This window comes from Paenibacillus sp. CCS19 (genome assembly GCF_033239625.1).
Classification (GTDB): domain Bacteria; phylum Bacillota; class Bacilli; order Paenibacillales; family Paenibacillaceae; genus Paenibacillus_T.
Genome location: NZ_BTCK01000009.1, coordinates 16,452 through 42,212 on the forward strand (window position 1 = coordinate 16,452; position 25,761 = coordinate 42,212).

The window sequence follows — 25,761 nt, forward strand, 5'->3', positions numbered from 1 at the left end:
AGATGGAGAGGAACTTCTATGAATAGACCAAATGAGATGCGACCGCTTGTTTGGGCGGCGACGGCTTGCGATTCGATCATAAGCCGCTATGCGCCAATCGAGCTGCCGCCAGCGCATCGCTGGCATTACCACCAGGGCGTATTTCTGTGCGGGATGGAGATGCTCGCAAGAGCAGTTTCGGAGGAGCGGTACTCGCGCTACATCCAGGGCTATGTCGACGAGCTGGTAGATGCGAACGGAAACCTGTATTTCGCTCGCGATGAGCTGGATGCGATCCAGGCTGGATTGCTGTTGTTCGATCTCGATGCCAGAGTAGGCGGGGGAGGCAAATATCGAGCAGCTGCCGGCAAGCTTCGCCGTTTATTCGATACGTTGAATCGCAACTCCGAGGGCGGCTTCTGGCATAAGGACAAATATCCTTATCAAATGTGGCTGGACGGCCTCTATATGGGCGGGGTGTTCGCGCTTAAGTATGCGAACGCGTTCGGTGACCATGAGCTGCGCGATATGGTGCTTCATCAGGAACGGCTCATGCGGCGCTTCATGTCAGACGAACGTACGGGCCTGCTGTTCCACGCTTGGGACGAGTCTCGCAGCATGTCATGGGCGGACTCGGACACCGGCTGCTCGCCGGAATTGTGGGGACGATCGTTGGGTTGGTATGGGCTTGCACTATCCCAGTTTATCGATTGCCTGCCTGAAGGTCATGCTGGACGGGCAGAGCTGTCCCAAGCGCTTGCTCGCTTCGTTCGGTCGATCATTCAATTCCAAGATCCGAACAGCGGATTATGGTTCCAAGTCGTGGATAAAGGCCACCTTCATGACAATTGGCTGGAAACTTCCTGTTCTTGTTTATTCATCTACGCTATCGCCAAAGCCGTTAAGCTGGGCATCGTGCCAGACAGCTGCGCGGAAGCGGCAGTGCGAGGGTATTATGGCTTGTTCGATTTCGTAAAGACAGATGAGGCTGGACAGTTCGTGTTATCCGGCATCTGCATCGGCACTTCGGCTGGCGATTACAACAACTATGTAACGCGGCCCACAAGCGAGAATGATCTACATGGCGTTGGCGCGTTCGTAATGGCTTGCGTAGAGGTTGAATCACTCGTATAATAAACCCATAATTGAATCGAACGTGACGGGAAAGAATCCCGGTATACTGCGCAGTGGGCTGCGTAATATGCCGGGATTTTTCTTGTTTCAATAAGGAGGTTGAATGGTGGGCATGGAACAAGATCAATCCACGATGCAAGTTGGCATGGGCGACCGAACATTGGAAGCGGGCATGATGATCGGGGGCCGATATCGAATTGCGGGCATTATTGGTCAAGGCGGGATGGGTGTCGTCTATGCGGCGGAGGATACGCGTCTGCAGGGCAAGCTTCGCGCTGTCAAGGCGGCAGGCCGGCACGGGTTCGACTATGACCAGTGCGCCGAAGAGGCGCGCATGCTGATGAGGCTGAGCCACCCGAACGTGCCTCAAATCGTCGACTATTTTCCTCCGGATCATATGGGGTTTGAATATGTCGTGATGGACTATGTCCACGGCGAAACCGTCGCGCAGCGGCTCAGTCGTTATCAAGGACGAATGCCGGTCGAGGAAATCGTCTCCATCGGGATTCAGTTATGCGACGCACTCTCTTATCTCCATGAACAGACGCCGCAGATCATTCATCGCGACCTGAAACCATCGAATGTCATGATAGATAAGCATGGACATGTTCGATTGATAGATTTTGGGATTGCCCGCTTCTATAAAGAAGGGGGGCGGTTCGATACCGTATTGCTCGGCACTCCTGGCTTCGCTGCGCCAGAACAGGAGGGAGGCAGTCAGAGTGATGCACGTACCGATGTTTACGGGCTTGGCGCACTGCTGTATTTCCTCCTGAGCGGCGGAATTACATATGCAGCGGGGAATACACGCCAGTTATTCGAATCGTCAGACCTTGAACTTGATGTTCCGCCGTCATTGCTCGCAGCGGTTCAGCGAATGCTGCTTGCGAATCCATCCATGCGATTTGCTGCGATGCGACAGGTTGAAGAGGCGCTTACGGATGCGATGCCGATCGGACGATCGATGAATCGAATGCTGGGAGGCCGTAATCACAGCAGGAGGCTGCCCAATCTATCGGTCGTTCTATCGTCTGCACCGGGAGCGGGCGCTACCTTCGTGACGATGACGTTAGCTCGTTTGTTGGCAGGCAGCGGTACGGCTGTCTCCGCGATCGAATCGACAGGCAGCAGGCCAGAGTGGCATGCATGGCTGAATGGCACTCGAGATGGAGGGACTGTTCATCCTGCTTCGGATGGCGTGTATTATCGAATGGAGCAGCCGAGACTGGATTGGTACTGCCAATCGCCGGATAGGCCGCCCTCCCATGCGGATGAGGAGGCTTCGTTTCGTCTGCTCGTAGAGCAGTCCTCGAGTATACGTAAGTCGCTGCTTGATCTGTCATCGGACTGGCATGAGCGAAGTAATCTTGGATGGCTGGGCAAAGCTTCTACTATAATCATTGTTGCCGATCCGAATCCGGCCAAATGGTCCGCAGTTCGGATGCGCCAGTTGATGAACGAATTGGCTGCTGCTCGCGAAGATGGGGCGAAGGTATTATGGGTTGCGAATAAGGATGTGAAGTTCGCTGCGCGAACGGAATGGCTGGCGATGTTTCCCGAGCAGCCAGCGGCTTCGGTGCCCTGCATTCCACATGAGGAATGGATAAAACTGCTGTGGGATGGGCGATGGGTAACGGATGTACCTGCGTATCGTCGAGCATTGACCGCTTCCTTACAGCAAGCGATTCGTGTCATAATCGGCGAGAAATGACAGCATCTGCGGCATTTGGTCATCCACAACGTTGCTTCGATATGGTACAATAAGTCCGGCGCATGCATGCTTCAAGGCGCATTTTTACAACCATATTAGATGAAGAAACGGAGTTTAATACATGAGTTTATTGACTGTCGAAGATTTGTCGCATAATTTTGGAGATCGGACGCTATTCAAGAACGTGTCTTTCCGGCTGCTTGCTGGAGAACATGTCGGACTTGTCGGAGCGAATGGCACAGGCAAATCGACAATGATGAATATTTTAACGGGATCGCTCCTGAAGGATAGCGGCCGCGTGGAGTGGACGCCGAAGGTCCGTTACGGTTATTTGGACCAGCATACGAAGCTGACGCCAGGGAAGACGATTCGCGATGTGCTGAAGGATGCATTCCTTCCGCTGCTCGAGCTGGAACAAGAACTGAATGATATCGCCGGTCAGATGGCCGACGCAGATCCGGATACATTGGAGCAGCTCCTGGAGCGCATGGGCGAAATTCAAGAAGCGCTGGATATCGGCGACTTCTATATGCTGGACGTGAAGGTAGAAGAGATGGCTAATGGCCTCGGTCTTAATGCGATCGGATTGGATCGCGATGTTTCTGCGTTGTCCGGCGGTCAGCGCACGAAGGTATTGCTGGCGAAGCTGCTGCTTGAGAAGCCGACCGTTCTGCTGCTCGACGAGCCTACCAACTATTTGGACGAAGAGCATATTACGTGGCTGACGAACTATCTGCAGAACTATCCATACGCATTCATGCTTATTTCCCATGAAACGAGCTTCATGAATGCGGTGGTTGACGTTGTTTACCACCTCGAATTCGCACGTTTGACGCGTTATTCGGGCAACTACGAGAAATTCCTCCAAATGGCCGATATTAATAAAAATCAACATATTGATGCTTACGAGAAGCAGCAGGAGTTTATTAAGAAACAGGAGGACTTTATTCAGCGCAATAAAGCCCGCTATTCGACATCCGGCCGCGCGAAGTCTCGTGAGAAGCAGTTGGACCGCATTGAGCGGATTGATAAACCGGAAGAAGCGCAGAAGCCGACGTTCGGCTTCAAGGAAGCTCGCACGAGCGGCAAGACCGTATTCGAGGCCAAAGGATTGTCGATCGGCTATGATCGTCCGCTGCTGCCGAAGATGGATGTGCTGATCGAGCGCGGCGACAAGGTCGCGATCGTTGGCTGCAACGGCGTCGGCAAGTCGACGCTGCTGAAGACGATTCTTGGCGTCATCGAACCGCTCGAAGGCAAGACGTACCGCGGCGACTTCCTGCACCCGGCTTATTTTGCCCAAGAAGTGAAAGCTCCAGGCATTACGCCGCTTGACGATGTATGGAACGAGTTCTCGAACTTGAACCAACACGAAGTACGTGCTGCACTTGCACGCTGCGGTCTTAAGAACGAGCACATCACACGTTCGCTCAATCAGCTCAGCGGTGGCGAGCAGGCGAAAGTTCGTCTGTGCAAGCTGATGATGCGCGAGAGCAACTGGATTCTGTTCGACGAACCGACGAACCACTTGGACGTTGTGGCGAAGGAAGAATTGAAGCGCGCGCTGAAGGAATTCAAAGGCACTGTCATCCTCGTTTCCCATGAACCTGACTTCTATGAAGATTGGGTCACGAAAACTTGGGATGTCGAATCGTGGTCGCTTCAGCCGCATTAAGGCATACTAATTGTATAATTGCGCGATAAACCTCAGAGAACAGAGAGCAGGTGAAGCTTACTTGAATGAACGAATTCTGGTTATTGAAGACGAAGAAGGCATATCGCGTGTCCTTCAGCTGGAGCTGGAGCATGAGAGTTATACGGTAGGAGTCGCTGGCGATGGCCGAACCGGACTCGAAATGGCACAAACCGGCAATTGGGATTTGGTGCTGCTCGATGTGATGCTTCCCGGCTTGAATGGGATCGAGGTTCTTCGTCGTCTGCGGCAGGGCGGGAACACTGTTCCCGTCATTCTGCTGACAGCAAGAGATACCGTTCCCGATAAAGTAAGCGGCTTCGAGCATGGGGCAAGCGACTACGTCACGAAGCCGTTCGCGATGGAAGAGCTGCTTGCGCGCGTTCGGAACATCCTTCGCATATTCGCGCAGCACTCGAAGGAAGTTGAAGGGTCCGACCTTATCAAGGTCGGCGACCTGACGATCGAGCTTCGCACGCGGAAGGTTTTCCGCAAGGAACTGGCAGTCGATTTGACGCCGCGCGAATTCGAGCTGCTTGTCTATTTGGCCGAGCATAAGAATGAGGAGAAGTCGCGTGAGGATATTTTGTCCGAGGTATGGGGCTACGATTTCATCGGCGAGACGAACTTGGTCGATGTGTATATCCGATACTTGCGGCAGAAAATCGACAAAGGGTTCCGCTATAAGCTCATCCATACCGTCCGCGGTGTAGGCTATATGCTGAAGGAGCCGAATGGATGACGCTTCGCAAACGATATACGTTATTCACGATTTTCTGGATTATCTTCATTCTGCTGCTATTCAACATCTTCGTGTACTTGTTCGTTATTAATATTACGACTCGCAGCGAAGAGCAGTCGCTGACCGATAAGGTGAAGCTGCTGCTGGAGAATACGCATCCTCAACAGTTGGCGACCTATAAGAATCCCGGGCTGCTCAACGATTTCTATAACGTCAACGAGCTCATTCGCATCGTGTCGCCGTCGGGCGAAATTTGGAGCGAGGAAGGCTCGGACAAGGAGCTGCTCAGTCAGCCGGCGGTCTATTACCGTTCGCATGATTCGGGTCTCATGACGATTGGCGGCAAGAGAGTGCTGTACATGCGTGTACCGCTATATGAAGGACCGATTCAGGTCGCGAGCATGGAAATTATGCGTAAGATGAATACGCTCGATACGTATTTGCAAATTCTCGTTGTCGCTCTCGCCGTCACGAGTGCCGGCGCGATACTGTTCGCCATATTCGGTACGTATTGGTTCACTTCACGGTTGACCTCTCCTATTCAGCAGATGGTATCAACCATGCGTGAGATTGACCGAAGCGGCAAGCTGCGCAAAATCGAATCCAAACCCGAAGACGATTCAGCCGAGATGCAGCAGTTGGTACGGGCGTTCAACCAGATGATCGAGCGGCTTGATCGAACCTTCGCTCGTCAGAAGCAGTTCGTTGCCGATGCCTCGCATGAGCTGAAGACGCCGCTTACGGTTATCGGCAGTTACGCCGGGATGCTGAAGCGCTGGGGCAGAGATGATGCCGCTGTGCGAGATGAAGCGATTGAATCGATTGCGCGGGAAGTAGAACGGCTGCAGAACTTGACGAAGTCCATGCTTACGCTTGCTGATGCAGAGCAGGAAGATTGGCTGAACTTGGAGTCGTTCGACCTTGTGCCGATTGTGGACGAGCTGTCCGAGATGATGCATGTCACCTTCAACCGGACGGTAAGAGTGAATGCAGCGAGCGGCAGCGTGTTCATGAAGGGTGATCGGGATAAGATCCGTCAATTGTTCGTTATTCTGATCGATAACGCAATCAAATATAGTAAAGACACGATCGACGTCACCGTAAGCTCTGTGAAGCAGACGGTTCGTGTATACGTGACGGACAAAGGGATCGGCATTCCAGAGAACGAAATTCCGTATTTGTTCGAGCGGTTCTATCGTGTCGATGGCGCTCGCAGCCGCGCGACAGGCGGGGTCGGTCTCGGCTTGTCGATTGCGAAACGTATCGTCGATCTGCACGAGGGGCAGATTGATGTGATGAGTAAACCAGGACACGGAACGACGATCATGCTGCAATTCCCGCAACGCAAAGGATAGTATATTGTTGTTGTGGACTAGAGGCTCTGCTTACCTATTCGGATGAGACCAAATGGGCGGGCAGAGTCTTTATCATGTGAAGGCTATATGTAATAAAGTAAGGTTGGAGCTGCTGCTAGCGCGTGTTCAAAAAGTCGGGTTTTCGTCCGCTGAGAAGATTCTCCGAAGGTGAACGCAAGCTTCGACGTCGAAAAGGCTTCCTGACTCTCTTCGTGATCAAGATGACTTTTTGAACAACCTCTATAAGGCATGGTTATACAAAAAAAAACGACAAACCTCGGACCCGCATGCTGATGCATGAAGCGTGTTTGCCGTTCTTGCTTGGGATGGAGCGCGATTACTTGATGACTCGACGCGCAGTAATATAGTTCTTCGTCCAATAGGTCGAAGTGAGGTTCGAGATCGTAACGCCGGAGCTTGTTGCAGCATGCAGAATCTTGTTGTTGCCCGCGTAAATGGCAACATGAGCGACATTCGAGCTGCTGTCTGAGCTGAAGAAGACAAGATCGCCCTTGCTCAGATAACCTTTCGCTACCTTCGTGCCTTCAGTCGCTTGTTCTTTGGACGTACGTGGAAGTGTAATTCCGTTCTCCTTGAATATGTATTGCGTAAACGAGGAGCAATCGAATGCATATGTGGCACCGCTCGGAGCGCCGAAGCGGTATGGGATACCAAGATAATCTTTACCAGTCGACAATACTTCTTCCGCTTTAGGTGTTGCTGCTGATGCTTGACCTGTAAATCCGAGCCCTAATGAGGATAAGCCAATAGTTGCACCCAGCACAACGCTGACGATAGTCTTCAGCCATGGTTTGTTTGTTTTCATGTTGTCCCTCCACCGTTAGACTAAGCATTTGCTGGATTAACTATAACACAGCCTTCATCTCCTAACGTTTTCCACGGAACGCGGAAAGTGGGGCTACTACACGGTTTACGGCGTTTTATGAAAGTTCAGTGAGAAAATTCTCATGTTCATATGAGCATAATGAGAGCAAATGAGAGGAAGTTTGCGCATGACAAGGTTGACTTTTCGCGGTACAGGAGATTCCATGGGCGTTCCTCGCGTTTACTGCGACTGTGAGGTATGTAATGAGGCTCGTTTAACTGGCGAGAATCGCAGATTTCGCTCCGTGCTTCAGATTGAAGACGAGGAGCTCGGTGAGCTCGGTCAGATGTGGATTGACTGCGGTCCGGACTGGGGACGTCAGATGGAAGCGGCAGGCGTTAGGGCGCCAGAGCGGATGCTCATTACGCATGCTCACTTTGACCATATCGGCGGATTGGTTGAGTGGGCGGATGCGTGCCGCTGGTTGGAGCAGCAAGGAGAAGCTTATTCGCCTGCCGAGGTGATTAATGAGATTAACAGTCGGTTCCCCTGGCTGAACAAACAAATTGATTTTCGCAAGGCTGACGATGGATTAACGTTTGGCGGCTGGCAGGTGAAAACGTGGAAGGTGTGTCACGGGAAGAACGGCTATTCCTATGCCTATCGGTTCGACCATAATGCGACGGGCCGCGCATGGGCTTATTGCTCGGATGCGATTGCGCTGACGGAAGAGCAGCGTGAGCCGTTGTATGGTTTGGATTTGTTGATCCTTGGAACGAGCTTCTATGAAGAGCCTTATCCATTCGACACTCGATCGGTTTATGATGTGAAGGAAGCGCTCGTATTGCTCGCGGAGCTTACGCCGAAGCGGACCGTGTTTACCCATATGTCGCATGACCTTGATCTGAGGCGGGACTATGGATTGCCAGAAGGTGTACAGTTCGCACGGACCGGTATGACAGTCAATATTTAACGCTTCTACTTAATGACGTGAAATAAACGCTATGATTTACGGAAATTGTCGTCTTGCGCTGTCGCTAGGACGCGTTTACAATGATCTTTGGACGACACCGACTAGTGCACGTCGGTCGAACAGAATCGGAGGCAATGAGAGCGGAAGTGGACATGGACATTTTTGGCGTGTTCAGTATTATTGGTACGATTGCGTTCGCGGTCAGCGGCGCCATCGTCGCGATGGAGGAAGAGTACGATATTCTCGGCGTGTTCGTGCTTGGTCTCGTAACGGCTTTTGGCGGTGGTGTGGTGCGTAACGTACTAATCGGCATTCCTGTATCAACCTTATGGAGTCAAGGGGAGCTGTTCAAGATTGCACTCATCTCGATGACGATTGCATTCATCTTGCCCATTTCTTGGCTGAATCGTTGGCGGAGAAGCGAAGCGTTCTTCGATGCGATTGGTTTATCTGCATTCGCTATTCAAGGTGCGTTGTATGCAACGCAGATCGGTCATCCGGTAAGCGCGGTTTTGGTTGCAGCGATGCTGACAGGTATTGGCGGCGGTATTATCCGCGACGTGCTTGCTGGGCGCAAGCCGCTCGTCCTTCGCGACGAGATTTATGCCGTGTGGGCGATGCTCGCGGGTCTATGCATTTATAACAAATGGTTCGAGTCAACGATTGAGCTGTTAACGTTGTTTGCTATCATTATTATTCTTCGGATGCTGTCGGTACACTTCCACTGGCGCCTGCCGCGCCGCTCGCTGAAACATGCATTCGCGCAATCGGTCTACGACCGTCCGGAGCAGCCACAATCGCAACCGCAAACAGAGCGGGCTACGACAGAGAAGCAGATGGATGCTCCAGTAGAGCTTAAGACTGCTGCGAAGATCAAACCTGCGTTAGGCAATCCGTTTGGCGCTTTGGTTAGAAAAGGATGGTGGAATCGTTGAAACACGTACTATTCGTTTGTTTGGGCAACATTTGCCGTTCACCGATGGCAGAGGCGGTATTCAGACGCAAGGTTGAAGAAGCAGGACTAAGCGGAGAGATTCGTATTGATTCTGCCGGCACGGGAGATTGGCATATCGGCAAGCCGCCTCATGAAGGCACTCGTAAGCTGCTCGATTCGAGAGGGATCTCTTATGAGGGCATGCGTGCTAGACAAGTTACGGGACGAGACTTCTCCGATTTCGATTACATTGTGTGCATGGATAACAGCAATGAGCGCAACGTTGATGCGATCCGCCAAGAGCTCGCTACAAGCGAACATGGTGAGGCGAAGTTGTTCAAGCTGCTCGACCTCGTGCCCGAGGCCGGAACGACGGATGTTCCTGACCCGTACTACACGGGCAACTTCGAAGAGGTGTACGAACTCATCTCAACCGGCTCTGACCGCCTGCTTGCGCAGATCAAGCAGGACCTGGCTGGTTAGCAAGTCGAACCCCCGACATAATGGATGTCGGGGGTTCTTTTTATAAGGCGCAATGCAGGTTACTGGGCAATGCGGTTACAGTGTGGTAAAGGTTGCTACAATGGATATTGGTGCAATTGAAGGCTGATCGGCGTTCTAACGGTTGTTCAAGAGGTTAATGAAACCGTAGGAGCTTTTCTACTCGAAAATGATCAGATTGGCACAATAGCGATCGTTAGTGCGAAACAGAAGCGATTTTAAACTAGATAGGCACGGTGGCAACTCTTACAGCTGACTGTCCAAAAACGCTGGACCTCAAGTGGTCTAGCGTGTTCATTCCCTGTAACAGAACTGACTGTATGAAGTTATTATCGCGGCAGCTTTACTTGTCCAGGAAGTGCGCAAGCCCGGCCGGAAGGTCCTTCTGCCAGAAGCCCCATGTATGCTTGCCGTCACGCTCCAGATAAGATACTCGCGCACCGCGCTCCTCGAGCAGCGCGCGCGCATCGCGATTGAGCTCGATGAAGTTGTGCACCCCGCGATCGATCGTCTCATACGCATCCTCTTGCAAGCCAACCGTCATGTAGATATCGAGCCAAGACAGATCTGCTTCAGCCTCAATTAGATCAAGCGAACAATCGAAGAATGCTCCCGACAGCGAAAGCACCTGCGTGAACATCGAACGATGATTCAATGCAATATGAAGGGAGGACGTTCCGCCGAGCGAATCACCCGCTAGCAGACGAGAAGCTGTATCACGCCGTACGGGATAGGTGCTCTCAATGAATGGGATAAGCTCCTCCGCGAAGAAACGTACATAATCTGCATGCAGCGATCCGTCGGGAGAGTACTCCTCCGTGCGGACCTTCTTGTCGACGTCCACGCCAACAACGATGAACGGTTCAATCCCTTCATCTAATATTAGTTGATTCGAGATCGTTGCGATACGGCCGAAATTGAAGAAGTCCTCGCCATCCTGGCAGTAGACGACAGGGTAACTAAGCACTTCATTATAACCAGGCGGCAGAAATACGCGAAGCTTGCGTTCGCCCTCCGGCAAGTAACGACTAGGTACGACTTCTTTGTTCACGGTTCGTTTCAAATATTTGTCATCCATATTGACATGCTCCTCTCGCCCTGCATGAGATGCGTCTCTCGTGGGCAAACAATAGATAGGAAGTCCGCGCTTTTCTAGGCTTCAACTGTGACGTTGTATTACACTGTAACACTATAGAATTGTTGCTGTTACATATACAATTTCGATGGAAATACGTCTAAAACTCTAAAAAACCGCGGCTATAACGTGTTTTTACTTTGACCATTTTCTCGAAACAGGTATATAATTATTCTATAACAGAGGTATGTGATATTCAAATTTTAATACGAGGTGAGCGTTTGCGATGAGCAAAGTGGTGACTAAACAACCGTCTTACGAAGTTCAGTCCGAGCCAGTTACACCGTTGTCCATTTTGTCGCCTGAAGGCGAAGTCGTAGCCCCGGACCTGGTTCCGAGCCTGTCCGATGAACAACTGAAAGAAATTATGTACCGTATGGTATTCACGCGCGCTTGGGATGAGCGTGCAGTAAACCTGGGCCGTCAAGGTCGTCTTGGTTTCTACGCACCGGTATCCGGTCAAGAAGCATCGATGGTTTGCAGTGAGTACGCTTTGAATAAAGAAGATTTCGTATGCCCTGGCTACCGCGATATGCCGCAGCTCGTATGGCATGGTCTTCCGCTGTACCAAGCATTCCTGTACTCCCGTGGTCATCAACACGGCGGTCAAATTCCGCAAGACGTTAACGTTCTGATGCCTCAGATCATCATCGGCGCACAAGTGCTTCACGCAATGGGCATCGCGATGGCATTCAAGAAAAAAGGCGAGAAACGCGTTGCTATTACGTACACAGGTGACGGCGGTTCGTCCGAAGGCGACTTCTACGAAGCACTGAACTACGCTGGCGTATTCAAGCTTCCAGTCATCTTCGTCGTTCAGAATAACGGCTATGCAATCACAACGCCATATGCGAAGCAAACAGCAGCACTCTCTGTAGCGCATAAAGCTGTAGCAGCTGGTATCAAAGGCGTTCAAGTCGACGGCATGGATCCACTTGCTGTCTATAAAGCAGTATCCGAAGCAGCGGAGCGCGGCCGCAACGGCGAAGGCGCTACGCTGATCGAGCTCATTACTTACCGTTACCGTCCACACTCGATGGCGGACGACACGACGAAGTACCGCACGAAGGACGAAGAGAACGATTGGGCAACACGCGATCCGCTCGTACGTTTCGGCAAGTACCTCGAAGCGAAGGGTCTCTGGACGGAAGAAGACACGAACCGTGTCAAAGAAGAGTCCAAAGCAACAGTGAACGATCACATCAAGAAAGCGGAACAAACAGAGAAGATGACGGTAGCGGGTCTGATCGACTCGATGTTCGAGAAAACGCCTCAGCATCTGGAAGAGCAAAAGGCAGATTTTCAATAATATTCGACTAAATCGCTGAAGGAGGATTCCATCGATCATGGCTCAAATGAATATGCTTGAAGCACTGCGCGACGCAATGCGCGTGGAATTGAAACAGGATCCTAACGTTCTTATTTTCGGTGAGGACGTAGGTAAAGTCGGCGGCGTATTCCGTGTAACGGAAGGCCTGCAAGAGGAATTCGGCGAGGAGCGCGTATTCGATACGCCTCTCGCAGAGTCCGCAATCGCTGGTATGGCAGTCGGTATGGGTACGCAAGGCTTCCGTCCGATAGCAGAAATCCAGTTCGTTGGCTTCATTTACGAAGCTCTCGACCAAATGTTTGTACAAGCTGCTCGCATGCGTTACCGCTCCGGCGGCCGTTACAACTCGCCAATCGTATTCCGTACGCCTTTCGGCGGCGGCGTTAAAGCAGCCGAGCTGCACACGGACTCGCTCGAAGGCTTGGCTATCCAAACGCCGGGTATAAAGGTAATCGTACCTTCGAACCCTTACGATGCGAAAGGTCTTATGATCTCCGCAATCCGTGATAACGACCCTGTCTTCTTCATGGAGCACTTGAACCTGTACCGTGCATTCCGTGACGAAGTGCCAGAAGGCGAATACACGATCGAGATCGGCAAAGCGAACGTTGTTCGCGAAGGCAAAGACGTAACGATCATCGCTTACGGCATGATGGTTCACACGGCGAAGAAAGCAGCCGAAGAGCTTGCTAAAGAAGGCATCGAAGCTGAGGTTATCGACCTTCGCACGCTTCTGCCGCTTGACATCGATACGCTTGTTAAGTCGATTCAGAAGACGAACCGTGTCATCGTTGTTCAAGAAGCACAAAAAACGTCCGGTGCTGCAGCTGAAGTTATCGCACAAATCAACGAGAAGGCAATTCTGCACCTCGAAGCGCCAGTGCTCCGCGTAGCGGGTCCTGACACGGTATATCCGTTCGCGCAAGTCGAAGATGCATGGCTGCCGTCGCCTGAGCGCGTAGTTAAAGCAGCGAAGCAAGTACTGAACTTTTAATTCATAATCGATCCTGCAGCGCTGTTAGGGCGAAGGTCGGTCACGTATACAGAACGAGGGAGGCATTCGGATGGCTAAATTCGAATATCGATTCCCGGAGCTGGGCGAAGGTCTGCATGAGGGCGAAATCGTCAAAATGCACATCAAGCCAGGCGACGCGGTTAATGATGAGAGCATCATTATGGAAGTTCAGAACGACAAGGCAATCGTAGAAGTACCTTGTCCGGTCGAAGGTAAAGTTGTTGAAGTGTTCGCGAAAGACGGCCAAGTGATGCATGTTGGCGAAGTTGTTGCTGTTATTGAAGTTGAAGGCGAACTGCCAGAAGGAGCAACGGTTGCAGCGGACAGCGCACCATCGGCTGAAGCTCCTGCAGCGGCACCATCGGCACCTGCAGCTGGGGCAGCAGCACCTGCTCCGCAAGCGAGCGGCGCACTTGTTCTCGCAACGCCAAGCGTACGCAAATACGCTCGCGAGCAAGGCGTTGACATCTCGGCTGTAACGGGCTCCGGCAAGAACGGCAAAGTTACGCGCGAAGATATCAATGCATTCGTATCCGGCGGCGCAGTACCAGCGGCAGCTACGGCTCCAGCAGCAGAAGCTGCAGCGCCAGCCGCGGCTGAAGCTCCTGCAGCAGCAGCGAAACCAGCGGCACCAGTTGCAGCAGGCGACGCTTATCGTCCAGAAGAGCGCGTACCATTCAAAGGTATCCGCAAAGCGATCGCGAATGCGATGGTCAAATCGGTGTACACAGCTCCGCACGTTACGCTGATGGACGAAGTTGACGTTACTGAACTTGTTGCACTCCGTGCTAAATATAAGCCTTACGCAGAGAAGAAAGGCGTTAAGCTGACGTACCTGCCATTCATCGTGAAGGCGCTCGTGGCAGCATGCCGCGAATTCCCGATCATGAACGCGACGCTGGACGAAGCAGCGCAAGAAATCGTTCTGCGCAAATACTATAACATCGGTATCGCGACGGATACGGAGAACGGCCTGATCGTTCCAGTTATCGAAGATGCAGATCGTAAGAACATTTACTCCGTTGCAAGCAAAATCAGCGATTTGGCTGCTCGCGGCCGCGATGGCAAGCTCGCACCGAACGAACTCAGAGGCAGCACGATCTCCATCACGAACATCGGTTCCGCAGGCGGTATGTTCTTCACACCGGTAATCAACTTCCCAGAAGTTGCAATCCTCGGTACGGGTCGTATCTCGGAGAAAGCTGTTGTTAAGAACGGCGAGATCGTGGCAGCACCAGTTATGGCACTGTCCCTGAGCTTCGACCACCGTCTCATCGACGGCGCAACGGCTCAAAACTTCTTGAATTTCATCAAAAAACTGCTGGCGCAGCCAGAACTGTTCATCATGGAGGTGTAACGAAACATGGTAGTAGGAGACGCTTCACTCGATATCGATACATTAGTCATTGGCGCAGGCCCTGGCGGTTACGTTGCAGCAATCCGTGCAGCGCAACTCGGACAAAAAGTACTGTGCGTAGATAAAGCAACGGTAGGCGGCGTTTGCCTAAACGTTGGTTGTATCCCGTCCAAAGCACTCATCTCGGCAGCTCACCAATACGAAGCAGCTTCCCACGGCGAAGCATTCGGCATTACGGTCAGCGACGTGAAAGTGGACTGGAGCAAAGTGCAAGAGTTCAAGAGCGGCGTAACGAAGAAGCTGACGGGCGGCGTTGCATCGCTGCTCAAAGCGAACAAAGTTGAGTACTTCAACGGCGAAGTGATGTTCATCAACCAGAACGAAGCTCGCGTATTCAACGATCAAGAAGCACCGCGCTACCGCTTCAAGAACTGCATCATCGCGACGGGTTCCCGTCCGATCGAGCTCAAAGCATTCCCTTACGGCGGCCGCATCCTGTCCTCGACAGAAGCGCTGTCGCTGCCAGAGATTCCGAAGAGCCTCGTTGTTATCGGCGGCGGCTACATCGGTATCGAGCTTGGCCAAATGTACAGCAAATTCGGTACGAAAGTGACGATCGTCGAAGGCTCCGACGCAATCATGCCTGGTTTCGACAAAGATATGTCCAACCTCGTAGCGAAGAAGCTGAAAGCGAAAGACGTTACGATCGTAACGGGCGCCCAAGCAAAATCGGCTGCGCAAACGGCTGACAATGTAACGGTAACGTACGCAGTAGGCGACAAAGAAGAGTCGGTTACAGCTGATTACCTGCTCGTAACGGTTGGCCGTCGTCCTAACACGGACGGCGAGTTGGGTCTCGACCTCGTTGGCATCGAAATGACAGACCGCGGTCTGATCAAAGTCGACCACCAAGGCCGCACGAATATCCCGCATATCTTCGCAATCGGCGATATCGTACCTGGCGCAGCGCTCGCTCACAAAGCAATGTATGAAGGCCGCGTAGCAGCAGAAGCAATCTCGGGTCTGCCAAGCGTAGTCGACTACAAATGCATCCCAGCAGTTGCGTTCTCCGATCCAGAATGCGCAAGCGTCGGCTACTCGGAGAAAGAAGCGAAAGACAAAGGCCACAACGTCAAAGCAGGCAAGTTCCCGTTCGCAGCGAACGGTCGTGCACTGTCGCTTAACGGCGCTGAAGGCTTCGTGAAAATCGTTTCCGACGCTGACAACGGCCTCGTACTCGGCGCGCAAATCGTCGGTATCGAAGCTTCCAACATGATTGCGGAGATCGGTCTGGCTATCGAGATGGGCGCTACGCTCGAAGATATCGCCCTGACGATCCATGCGCACCCAACGCTCGGCGAAATCGTGCTCGACGCTGCTGAAGTAGCGCTCGGACATCCGATCCACACGTTTGTAAAATAATATAAAGTTGCAGACTCTAACCCTTAGAGGTTAGGTCTGCGGCTCTAGAGGTCAGCGACTAAACGATCGCTGGCCTCTTTTTGCTGGGCAGTGGCATACACTAACATAATAACGGGACGGCAAGGTTCGTCAGTCAATAAGGAGGAAGTCAAGGTATGGCGGAACAAACTTCACAACCATTAACCGCGAAGCGTGCTTCGGATTCTCGATCGGTGCTGACGGATATTGTGTTCCCATCGGATACGAATCATCTCCAGACGTTGTTCGGCGGTGTCGTCATGGAGTATATGGACAAAGTCGCGGCGATCTCGGCGATGCGTCATTCGAGATTGCGAGTTGTGACGGTGTCGACGGACAGCATCGACTTCGTTGCGCCGATTCGGGTAGGCGAGGTCATTATTGTCGAATCGTTCGTCTCTTGGACGCATCGTACGTCGATTGAAGTGTTCGTGAAAGCGGAGACGGAAAATCTCAAGACAGGCGAGCGGGCAACGGCTGTAACTGCCTTTTTCGTATTCGTAGCGCTTGGAGATGACGGCAAACCGACGGAAGTGCCAGGTGTTATCCCTGAGTCAGACGAGGAGCGTTCTCTGTATGAATCAGGCGAAGAACGTTATTTGCAGCGGCGTAAGAGGGTAGATGATCGCAAGAATAAGGGACATTAAGGACGAATAGGGAGATATACAAATCTGTCGGCGCTGTCGCATTATATGTTACAATACAGCTAATAAGATGACAGGCAGACGGATGGGAGATAGAAGAGATGAGTCGCAACGAAGATCAATATTTGCAGCTGTTGAAGCATGTTCTGGAGAATGGAACGCGCAAGGATGACCGCACAGGAACGGGGACGATTTCGACCTTCGGTTATCAGATGAGGTTCGATCTACAGGAAGGCTTCCCGCTGCTCACAACGAAACGTATTGCATTCAAAACGAATATTGTGAGTGAATTGTTATGGTTTATGAAAGGCGACACGAACATTCGCTATTTGCTGCAGCACAACAATAATATTTGGAATGAATGGGCGTTTAAGCGCTGGATCGAAAGCGACGAGTATGACGGTCCGGATATGACGAATTTCGGGCTTCGCTCGCAGACAGACGAGCCGTTCGCCCTTCAATATAATGAGCAGATGGAACGGTTCAAGGAGCTTGTTCTGACGGATGATGCGTTCGCTGCGAAGTATGGCGAATTGGGCGACGTTTACGGCAAGCAATGGCGCGCTTGGCGCACGACACAAGGCGAGACGATCGATCAGCTTCAAGACGTCATTGAGACGATTAAACGCAATCCTGACTCGCGTCGTTTGATCGTATCCGCATGGAATCCGGAGGATGTACCGACGATGGCCCTGCCGCCATGTCATACGCTGTTCCAGTTCTATGTAGCGGATGGCAAGCTGAGCTGTCAGCTGTATCAACGGAGCGCGGATATTTTCCTCGGCATTCCGTTCAATATTGCAAGCTACGCGCTGCTTACCCATTTGATCGCACACGAGTGCGGGCTTGAGGTTGGTGAATTCGTGCATACGCTTGGAGACGCACACATTTATGTCAATCATATGGAGCAAATACAAGAACAGTTAAGCCGTGAGCCGAAGGCGCTGCCGAAGCTGAAGCTGTCAGGAGATTGGAAGTCCGTGTTCGATGCGGACGTGGCGAACATCACGCTCGAAGGCTATGATCCGCACCCGACGATCAAAGCGCCCGTAGCGGTATAATGAGGGCGCACCAGCGAACAGGAGAGTGGGTACAATGAGTCAAATTACGATGATCTGGGCGATGGATCGCAATCGCGGCATTGGCATCGAGAACCGGATTCCGTGGCGTTTGCCGGCGGATATGGCGTTCTTCAAGGCGAGTACAACAGGCAAGACGGTCGTAATGGGCCGCAAAACGTTCCAGTCATTCAAGAAAGCACTACCGAATCGACGCAACGTCGTGCTCTCTCGCAGCGCTGATCTTGTGCTGGAAGGTGCCGAAGTCGTCACCTCTGTTGAAGAAGTATTGAAACGTTATGGCAACGAGGAAGACTTAATGATTATCGGCGGCGCCGAAATATACAATTTATTCATGCCTTATGCCAATAAACTGCTCGTAACCGAAATCGACGAAGTGTTCGAAGGTACAGATGCCTTCTTCCCTGCGTATGATGAAAGTCAATGGGTGTTAACCAATAGTAGAGTCGGGGAGCAGAATGAGCAAAATCCGTACGTTTATCGCTTCTTAACCTATGAACGGTCGTGATTCCTGCCTTTAACGGTGAGTGGTAATTGTCCCCCAAATGTATAACGGTGCAAATGATTGTACGGATAATCCATTTATCTAGTGCGTTATCGGATGCTAATATGAACCATATTCAACTACTAGACTAGCGTTGTTTACGCATAAGAATAAAGCTATCAGTATGACAGGATAGTACAAATTCTTATCGGTGATATAGCTGCCTACAAACGCGGTCGCTGAGTTACCACGATAGGTTATATCATGCAAAGACTATGATTCAAGTTGCTGATCAATTCCCGAAGTATTCTTCGGGAATCGAGAATATATTGATGGGGGAGTTGCGATCATGTCTACACCAACGGGATTTATGGAGTTTAAGCGCGAACTGCCGGCAGATCGCGATCCGGTAGAGCGGATTAAAGATTGGGAAGAGTTCCATCTCCACATGGATGAGGAACATCTGCGCACGCAAGGCGCACGCTGCATGGATTGCGGTACGCCTTACTGTCACACAGGAATGGAACTGGCTGGCAACGCTTCCGGCTGCCCAGTCAATAACCTTATACCAGAGTGGAACAACCTGATCTACCGCGGACTGTGGCGCGAAGCGCTGGATCGTCTGCACAAAACGAACAATTTCCCCGAATTCACAGGACGTGTGTGCCCTGCGCCATGCGAAGGCTCCTGTACGGTTGGCCTCATCGGACAGCCGGTTACGATCAAGACCATTGAGCAAGCGATCATCGACCGCGGCTTCGAGGAAGGCTGGGTTGTACCGCAGCCGCCGAAGGAACGGACAGGCAAGCGTGTTGCGGTCGTAGGTTCGGGTCCTGCTGGTCTTGCAGCTGCTGCCCAGCTGAACAAAGCGGGCCACTTGGTAACGGTGTACGAGCGTGCTGACCGTATCGGCGGTCTGCTGACGTACGGCATTCCGACAATGAAGCTGGATAAAGGCGTAGTACAACGCCGCGTTGATCTGCTCGAAGCGGAAGGCGTAACGTTCATTACGAACACGGAGATCGGCAAAGATATTCCGGCTCAACAGCTTGTTGACGATTTCGATGCTGTCGTATTGTGCGGCGGCGCTACGAAATCCCGCGATGTATCGATGGAAGGCCGTGAACTGAAAGGCGTTCATCAAGCGATGGATTACCTGAACGGCACAATCAAGAGCTATCTGGATTCGAATCTGGAAGACGGCAACTACATCTCGGCGAAAGACAAGGACGTAATCGTCATCGGCGGCGGCGACACAGGCACGGACTGCGTTGCAACAGCGCTTCGTCATGGCTGCCGTTCGGTAACGCAGTTCGGTACGCATGCGAAGGCTCCGCTCGAGCGCGATACGGTGAACAATCCTTGGCCGCAATTTCCGAACGTGTACACGCTGGACTACGCGCATGAGGAAGCGAAAGCTTTGTACGGCGAAGATCCGCGCGCATTCTCGGTATTGACGAAGAAATTCGTTGGCGACGAGAACGGCAACCTGAAGGAGCTGCACACGGTGCAAATCCAGCGTACGGTTGACGAAACGGGACGCAAGGTTTATACGGAAATTCCGGGTACGGAGAAAGTCTGGAAAGCGGACCTCGTTCTGATCGCTGTCGGCTTCGAAGGACCAGAGAACACGATCATTAACGAGCTTAATCTTGAGCAAGACCGTCGTTCGAACGTGAAGGCGAAATACGGCCAATACATTACGAACGTTGACAAAGTGTTCGCTGCAGGCGATATGCGCCGCGGACAATCGCTGGTTGTATGGGCAATCAACGAAGGCCGTGAAGCTGCACGCGAAGTTGATAAATTCCTGATGGGTTCGTCGATGCTGCCTTAAGCAATAAGACGTTCATGATCATGAATGAAAATAGAGCACGATCGCGCTTACGAGCGGGTCGTGCTTTTTTTAATTTGCGTAACATAAGAGAGATTATGTTCCCTTAGGGGTTTCAATGAGGGGATCTTATTTCTCATTTTCGACAGCGTGATGGTTGTGTTAAGCTAAATAAGATGGACATAGGCCCTGTGCTCTGTCCGGAGACGTTGATAAAGAGAGCAGAAGCGTGGAGGTTGCATGATACATGATTCAATATGGATCGGATGATATTACAGAACTTAAATTCGTGAGCTTCCAGCCGTCGTTGGAGCGCCGCGACAATCAGTGGGTTGATATCGAGCTTGTTCCTGAGTTGTGGAAGGGGACGCCGGTCCCTGACGGAATTCACGAATTGACGATATATGTCATTGTTACGACAGGTGGTCAGATCGCGCAAATCGTGCCGTATGATGAAGGATGCGACTGCGAATTTCAGTTTACCGTGTCGGAAAAGGAGCAAATTACGGCGTACATTTTGTCGGAAGATATTCAGGCACGCATCCGCAATCTATCCTCCCCAATTTGAGGAAAGATATGCTAAAATCGGGGTATACAAAAGCTAGATTAATAGCTTCCTAGCATCCGATTGCAGCGGAGGTAGGTCCTATGTCCACCGATAACGCCAATATATTGACGCCAACAGAATTGCGCAATATAAGAGCGTATGTGCAGCACAAGTTCGCCGATTTGCCGCAGGACAAGCATGCCGATATCGTCGCGGACGCCGTACGTAAGATCGTGTACAGAAGATTGCCTGCTTTCGCAGACGATGTTCGGAATGATCTTACAACTCGGCTTATTCGAACGGCGCTTCTCGAGCGGTCAGGACCAGTCAGTGTCGATGATATCGTAGAAGCGTGTTTGCCTCTCCCGATGGATGATGCAGCGTTGTTCGAACCGTTCCATGCATGGGTCGAGCAGCAGCTCCAGGCGATGTTTCAACCGGAGATATTGAGGGATGCATTAGCAAACTTGTCGTCTGAGGACGGCAATCGAGACAAGCCTATATGGCAATCGATGGCCGAATACCTCGCTCCCCATGCACAGCCGTTAGAACCACTGCGTGAAGGGTCAGCAGTCATTATTCCGTTCATTCCTCCTGCAGGAGGCTCTGCTCTGTCCGTGGAGGCTGTGTCAGATGAAGCCGGCTTATCCGTCACAGTGTCTCTGTCCCAACGCGGGCTGCGTCCCTTGTTGTATGGATTGCTAAGCGTCATTATTGCCGCTGGGACAATTGTGTACGGCTGGTATCTTCAGCGGCCTGATACGGATCAGATTGCCGCTCCAGCAGCTTCAGACGTACATGTCTCGAAGCCAGTGTCGGTCATTCCTGCCAAGAATGAACTGCCGACAAGCCTTCAATATCGCGAGATTGACACCGATAAATTAACGGAATACCTCAATTCGAAGAACTCCATATTAGCCGATAAGAAGTACATGGAGCCAATCATTGCAGCGGCTAAGGAATTCGGAATTGATCCGCTATTGATGTTCGCCATAACAGGGCAGGAGCAGGCGTTCGTTCCGCGTGATCACAAGATGGTGTTGACTATCGCGAACAACCCTTTCAATGTTTATCATAGCTGGGAGGAATACAATACGACGATTAAGCAGTCCGCTAGGATTGCAGCGCGCACAATCGTCAATTCGAGCAAGAATCGGCCGGATGAGATTGATCCTTTCACGTGGATTAATCGCAGATATGCGGAAGATCAGCTCTGGGCGAAGGGCGTTCGATCCATCTGGAACGCGATGAGCAAGAGAATAGCTGATTAGGCACATGACAGGTTAACGTGATTAATGATAAAATAAGACAAACTCATACGTGCACCATGAGATGTCGGATCGGGAAGCACCTCTTTCGACCAAGCTTAAATACTTTAATGCGGGCTGCCTCGTCGCAGCCTATTTTGCATGACAAGAATGGCAAAGGAGCGCGATTTCTTGAAGACACTCATCATTGCGGAGAAACCAGATATGGGGCGTAACATCGCAGCCGCAATCGATCCGAAAGCAAAGAATCATCGTACCTATCTCGAGGGCGATCAGTACATTATTACATGGGCCATCGGCCATCTGATCGGGCTGGCGGAACCAGACGCATACGATGATAAGTATAAGAAATGGAATATTAACGATCTTCCGATTATTCCCGATGCGTTCAAGCTTGTACCGAATCGGAAGACGATCGATCAGCTTAAACTGATTGGCGAGCTCGCCAAGCGAAGTGACCTGCTTATTAACTCATGCGACGCCGGGCGCGAGGGGCAGCATATTTTCTCGCTCATTCAGCGGCATCTGAAGCTTAAGCAGCCGGTGAAACGGCTGTGGATATCGGACTTAACGCCAGAGACGATTCGCAAAGGCTTCGCAGAGCTGCGAGACGGCGTAGAATTCGAGAACTTAACGAAAGCCGCGAAGGCGAGAAGCGAGGCGGATTGGCTGGTTGGCATGAACGGTTCGCGTGCGTTCACGACGAAGCACAATGTGCTGCTGTCCGTCGGCCGCGTGCAGACACCGGTACTCGCTCTTATTTATGACCGACAGAAGCAGATCGAGGCGTTCTCGTCGCTGAAATATTTTGAGCTGGAAGGGCACTTCAATCAGCAGAACGTCAACTACAAGGGAATGTGGCAGGGCGATCGGATGACCGATAAGGCAAAGGCCGATGCGCTCGCTGCGAAGGTGAAGGGCAAGCCTGCACGTATTGCGTCGTACGAGGTGAAGGATACGAAGGAGTATCCGAACAAGCTGTACGACTTGACGCTGCTGCAGCGGGAAGCGAATGGACGATATGGCTTCTCCGCCAAGAAAACGCTGGATACGGCGCAGTCGCTCTACGAGAAGCACAAGGTTATTTCGTATCCGCGTACGAACTCGAACTATGTGACGGAACAGAATATTCCCGAGATGCATAAGGCACTGTCTGCCCTGCAAGGGACCGATTACGATGCGCTTGTGAAGGGAGCCAATCGTAACCTGGTGCATGTAGGCAACAAGGCGATATGCAACCCTTCGAAGGTTGAGGATCACCATGCTATTATGCCGACCCATCGGAAGGCAAACGGCCTCAATCCGGATGAGAAGAAGCTGTACGATATGATCGTTCGCCGCTTCTTATCGCAGTTCTACCCTGCGGCTGAGTATAAGATGCATACGGTGCTTACTGAGGTTGAGGGCGAGACGTTCAAGACGACGGTTAAGCAGCTGCTCAGCATCGGCTGGAAGATGATCTACGCCGATCAGCAGAAGGAGAAGAAAAGCACAAGCAAGGGCAATGCGAAGGAAGAGGAAGAAGACGAGGAGATTGAAGTGGACGAGCCGTTCTCAATCGAGCCGAATGTTCCTGTAACCTGTACAGACGCGATTGTGAAAGAGAAGGATACGCAGCCGCCGAAGGCGTTCACTGAAGGTACGCTGCTTAAGGCGATGGAGAGCGCGGGCAAGCAGATCGAAGACGAAGAGCTGCGAGACGCGATGAAGCAGTCTGGTCTTGGCACGCCGGCTACGCGCGCGGCGACAATCGAACGGCTGAAGCAGGTCGGTTATGTTGAGATGCAGGGCAAGAAAATCGTCATTACGCTCAAAGGTCGTACAGCTATAGAGCTAATACGCGGAGCGGGTGTCGAGCTTCTCACATCGCCGGAGATGACGGGTCAATGGGAACGCCGATTGAATGAGATCGCACGCGGTACGGCATCGGACGAACAGTTCATGAACAAAGTGAAGCAGTTTGCTGCGAAGATCGTTGATCAGGTACGTCTGCAGTCGCGTGCAGCGAAGACATCGTTCGAGAGCGAGGAGCAGCCGCGCAGTGCTGGCGCTAAAGGCCGCAAGGGTTCGGCTCGTACCAAGACCGCATCCTCTGGTTCGAGCGGCAGCAGCAGGGCAGTGAAGACGTCAGAGGCTGCTGCAGGAGACGGTGGATCTGTTGCTGCGAAGAAAGCGCCCCGTACACGCAATGCAGCAACAACAGCGCAACCAGCTTCTTCAGATGCAGGACCAGCCATCATTGCCGCTTGTCCGCGTATCGGCTGCGGGGGCAGTCTGTTCATGGGGCGTAAAGGGTACGGCTGCTCGAACTATCGGGAAGGCTGCAAGTTCGTGATCTGGAAGCAAAGCTTCGGGCGTTCACTTACCGATGCTCAAGTCAAAGCACTTGTGGAGAAAGGGAAGACGTCCAAGCTGAAGCTGGCACTTGAGGATGGCACGCCAGCCGAGGGACGAATCGTTCTCCGCAGTATAGATACGGGAGAATTGGCTGTTGAAGTCGATTGATTATTGATGCCATTAAATAAGGCTAGCTGCCGATCGTTCGATGTGAACGCGGGCAGCTAGCCTTATTCGTGTTATATCATTACGGCTTGTACGCCTTATGCAGCGGATTCTCATGGAAAGACGCTGCTACTGGCGATCTTGCACGTAACGCTGAATCGTTGGAGGTACGTCAGGCAATTGATTCAACGTGAAGAAAGCGCCTTGAGGTTGTACGGCAATCTCAACATTGTTATAGATCCATTCCGAGTCGATCTTCATATGAATTGCGTTTATGCCTGCCGTAAGCGCAGGGATAACGTCGGTACGAATCGAGTTGCCAATCATCCAAGTAGAAGGGCGATTGAACTCGCCTTCTTGCAATATCGATTCCAGCGCTTCATTGTTCTTATGGCGCCGAATGTAGATGCGAGGGCCAAAATAACGTTCAAGGTTCAGTTCGTCGATCTTCCGACGTTGAATGAGCAATTCGCCGCCTGTATACAGATGCAGCTGATGACCGGATTCGGCCAAATTGTTCAACGTGGATTCCATGAACGGATAAGGTTCCACTTGATGCTCGTACACACTGCGTCCAAGCTTCCATAAGAAGTCCTCTTCTATAGGGGAGCGTCTGCGGCCCGTCAAGTCGGAGAAGTACACATACGTATCAATGAACGATTGAGGAAAATGGTCGCTCTTAAAACCAAGTACATGTACGCCTGCAATATCGATCTCCGTCTGCTTATTCTTGATGATGTCTGCCGTAATCTCGGGGTATCCGGCAAACCAGGTAAGCATAGAGTCGCTGAATTGTTCGATGACGAGGTAGAAGTATTTGTTACAGTACACGAGCGTATCGTCTAGGTCAAACAGTATCGTTTGTTTCATCTTGGGCACGACTCCTTTACTTAGAAGATAAGCGACGGCGGCAGCCGTTCGTTCATCTATGAAGCCGGTAAGCGCTGTCTAGACAGTGCATTGGCTTGCGTATCCCCCTGACATCAATCTACCGTAAGGAGCATTCGTAAGTCAAACAGAATAATGGTTATGACATGCGCGAATGCTATGCGATGGAGGTGAGCGACATGCCGTTCAACAAGAGCGAGAAGATCCACAACCAGCGCAATGAAGCAAGTCTCAAGGAACAAGAGCGCACGCCAAAGGCAAAGAAACAAGGTGAAGTTCCACCAAGTCTTAATGGCATAAATAAAGAAACGGTGTAGCTCGATTCTCATTCTATAATGTATGTTGGAAGCACTGAATATGACTATGGCATGTTCCCATACGAACGAGGCA

Annotated in this window: 23 protein-coding genes; 20 read left to right on the forward strand and 3 right to left on the reverse strand. The window is 51.7% G+C overall.

Annotation, left to right across the window (positions count from 1 at the left end; all coding sequences use genetic code 11):
* The first annotated feature begins 18 nt into the window (after window positions 1-18).
* The 5 genes from SBI19_RS08855 (at window position 19) to SBI19_RS08875 (ending at window position 6,614) form a co-directional block, all read left to right on the forward strand.
* On the forward strand, window positions 19-1,113 hold the full coding sequence (locus SBI19_RS08855) for a glycoside hydrolase family 88/105 protein (RefSeq protein ID WP_317967136.1): 1,095 nt from the start codon (window positions 19-21) through the stop codon (window positions 1,111-1,113).
* A 112-nt stretch (window positions 1,114-1,225) separates the two neighbouring features.
* Window positions 1,226-2,824: a serine/threonine-protein kinase gene (locus SBI19_RS08860; protein ID WP_317967138.1), complete on the forward strand. Its 1,599-nt coding sequence runs from the start codon at window positions 1,226-1,228 to the stop codon at window positions 2,822-2,824.
* A 121-nt stretch (window positions 2,825-2,945) separates the two neighbouring features.
* Entirely contained in the window at window positions 2,946-4,499 is a 1,554-nt protein-coding gene (locus SBI19_RS08865; RefSeq protein WP_317967140.1) for an ABC-F family ATP-binding cassette domain-containing protein, read from the forward strand.
* A 61-nt stretch (window positions 4,500-4,560) separates the two neighbouring features.
* Window positions 4,561-5,259 carry a response regulator transcription factor gene (locus SBI19_RS08870; RefSeq protein ID WP_317967141.1) on the forward strand — a complete coding sequence of 233 codons (699 nt, stop codon included), beginning with the start codon at window positions 4,561-4,563 and terminating at the stop codon, window positions 5,257-5,259.
* On the forward strand, window positions 5,256-6,614 hold the full coding sequence (locus tag SBI19_RS08875) for a HAMP domain-containing sensor histidine kinase (protein ID WP_317967143.1): 1,359 nt from the start codon (window positions 5,256-5,258) through the stop codon (window positions 6,612-6,614). The genes SBI19_RS08870 and SBI19_RS08875 overlap by 4 nt, the downstream gene beginning before the upstream one ends.
* Before the next feature lie 337 nt (window positions 6,615-6,951).
* Here the strand turns inward: SBI19_RS08875 and SBI19_RS08880 are convergent, their stop codons facing one another.
* The gene (locus tag SBI19_RS08880) at window positions 6,952-7,440 is read right to left on the reverse strand and encodes a C40 family peptidase (protein WP_317967145.1); all 489 of its coding nucleotides are present in this window, start codon (window positions 7,438-7,440) and stop codon (window positions 6,952-6,954) included.
* A 187-nt stretch (window positions 7,441-7,627) separates the two neighbouring features.
* Between SBI19_RS08880 and SBI19_RS08885 the strand changes: the two genes are divergently transcribed.
* The 3 genes from SBI19_RS08885 (at window position 7,628) to SBI19_RS08895 (ending at window position 9,830) form a co-directional block, all read left to right on the forward strand.
* Window positions 7,628-8,413 (forward strand): MBL fold metallo-hydrolase, encoded by a 786-nt coding sequence (locus SBI19_RS08885; RefSeq protein ID WP_317967147.1) that lies wholly within the window; start codon window positions 7,628-7,630, stop codon window positions 8,411-8,413.
* A gap of 152 nt (window positions 8,414-8,565) precedes the next feature.
* Window positions 8,566-9,348 (forward strand): trimeric intracellular cation channel family protein, encoded by a 783-nt coding sequence (locus tag SBI19_RS08890; protein ID WP_317967320.1) that lies wholly within the window; start codon window positions 8,566-8,568, stop codon window positions 9,346-9,348.
* Window positions 9,345-9,830 carry a low molecular weight protein-tyrosine-phosphatase gene (locus SBI19_RS08895; protein ID WP_317967149.1) on the forward strand — a complete coding sequence of 162 codons (486 nt, stop codon included), beginning with the start codon at window positions 9,345-9,347 and terminating at the stop codon, window positions 9,828-9,830. The genes SBI19_RS08890 and SBI19_RS08895 overlap by 4 nt, the downstream gene beginning before the upstream one ends.
* A gap of 361 nt (window positions 9,831-10,191) precedes the next feature.
* Here SBI19_RS08895 and SBI19_RS08900 read toward each other — a convergent pair whose 3' ends face one another.
* The gene (locus tag SBI19_RS08900; protein WP_317967151.1) at window positions 10,192-10,926 is read right to left on the reverse strand and encodes an alpha/beta hydrolase; all 735 of its coding nucleotides are present in this window, start codon (window positions 10,924-10,926) and stop codon (window positions 10,192-10,194) included.
* A gap of 283 nt (window positions 10,927-11,209) precedes the next feature.
* Between SBI19_RS08900 and pdhA the strand changes: the two genes are divergently transcribed.
* From pdhA to SBI19_RS08955, 11 genes are all read left to right on the forward strand, one after another.
* A complete protein-coding gene (gene pdhA / locus SBI19_RS08905; RefSeq protein ID WP_317967153.1) occupies window positions 11,210-12,292 on the forward strand; it encodes a pyruvate dehydrogenase (acetyl-transferring) E1 component subunit alpha in 1,083 nt (360 codons plus the stop codon).
* Window positions 12,293-12,329: 37 nt separating this feature from the next.
* On the forward strand, window positions 12,330-13,307 hold the full coding sequence (locus SBI19_RS08910; RefSeq protein ID WP_317967155.1) for an alpha-ketoacid dehydrogenase subunit beta: 978 nt from the start codon (window positions 12,330-12,332) through the stop codon (window positions 13,305-13,307).
* Window positions 13,308-13,377: 70 nt separating this feature from the next.
* A complete protein-coding gene (locus SBI19_RS08915; protein WP_317967157.1) occupies window positions 13,378-14,685 on the forward strand; it encodes a dihydrolipoamide acetyltransferase family protein in 1,308 nt (435 codons plus the stop codon).
* Window positions 14,686-14,691: 6 nt separating this feature from the next.
* Window positions 14,692-16,107, forward strand: coding sequence for a dihydrolipoyl dehydrogenase (gene lpdA, locus SBI19_RS08920; RefSeq protein WP_317967159.1), 1,416 nt, complete (start codon window positions 14,692-14,694; stop codon window positions 16,105-16,107).
* Window positions 16,108-16,262: 155 nt separating this feature from the next.
* Window positions 16,263-16,772, forward strand: coding sequence for an acyl-CoA thioesterase (locus SBI19_RS08925; protein WP_317967161.1), 510 nt, complete (start codon window positions 16,263-16,265; stop codon window positions 16,770-16,772).
* 98 nt (window positions 16,773-16,870) lie between these two features.
* Window positions 16,871-17,830 (forward strand): thymidylate synthase, encoded by a 960-nt coding sequence (locus SBI19_RS08930; protein WP_317967163.1) that lies wholly within the window; start codon window positions 16,871-16,873, stop codon window positions 17,828-17,830.
* 34 nt (window positions 17,831-17,864) lie between these two features.
* Window positions 17,865-18,356 carry a dihydrofolate reductase gene (locus SBI19_RS08935; RefSeq protein WP_317967165.1) on the forward strand — a complete coding sequence of 164 codons (492 nt, stop codon included), beginning with the start codon at window positions 17,865-17,867 and terminating at the stop codon, window positions 18,354-18,356.
* A 325-nt stretch (window positions 18,357-18,681) separates the two neighbouring features.
* On the forward strand, window positions 18,682-20,169 hold the full coding sequence (locus SBI19_RS08940) for a glutamate synthase subunit beta (RefSeq protein WP_317967167.1): 1,488 nt from the start codon (window positions 18,682-18,684) through the stop codon (window positions 20,167-20,169).
* 244 nt (window positions 20,170-20,413) lie between these two features.
* Window positions 20,414-20,734: a hypothetical protein gene (locus SBI19_RS08945; protein ID WP_317967169.1), complete on the forward strand. Its 321-nt coding sequence runs from the start codon at window positions 20,414-20,416 to the stop codon at window positions 20,732-20,734.
* Window positions 20,735-20,814: 80 nt separating this feature from the next.
* Window positions 20,815-21,984, forward strand: coding sequence for a hypothetical protein (locus SBI19_RS08950; protein ID WP_317967171.1), 1,170 nt, complete (start codon window positions 20,815-20,817; stop codon window positions 21,982-21,984).
* A 168-nt stretch (window positions 21,985-22,152) separates the two neighbouring features.
* Window positions 22,153-24,486 carry a DNA topoisomerase 3 gene (locus SBI19_RS08955; RefSeq protein ID WP_317967173.1) on the forward strand — a complete coding sequence of 778 codons (2,334 nt, stop codon included), beginning with the start codon at window positions 22,153-22,155 and terminating at the stop codon, window positions 24,484-24,486.
* Window positions 24,487-24,612: 126 nt separating this feature from the next.
* Here SBI19_RS08955 and SBI19_RS08960 read toward each other — a convergent pair whose 3' ends face one another.
* The gene (locus SBI19_RS08960) at window positions 24,613-25,353 is read right to left on the reverse strand and encodes an HAD family hydrolase (RefSeq protein ID WP_317967175.1); all 741 of its coding nucleotides are present in this window, start codon (window positions 25,351-25,353) and stop codon (window positions 24,613-24,615) included.
* 197 nt (window positions 25,354-25,550) lie between these two features.
* Here SBI19_RS08960 and SBI19_RS08965 point away from each other — a divergent pair, with 197 nt between their 5' ends.
* Entirely contained in the window at window positions 25,551-25,688 is a 138-nt protein-coding gene (locus SBI19_RS08965; protein WP_317967177.1) for a hypothetical protein, read from the forward strand.
* The last annotated feature ends 73 nt before the right edge of the window (window positions 25,689-25,761 follow it).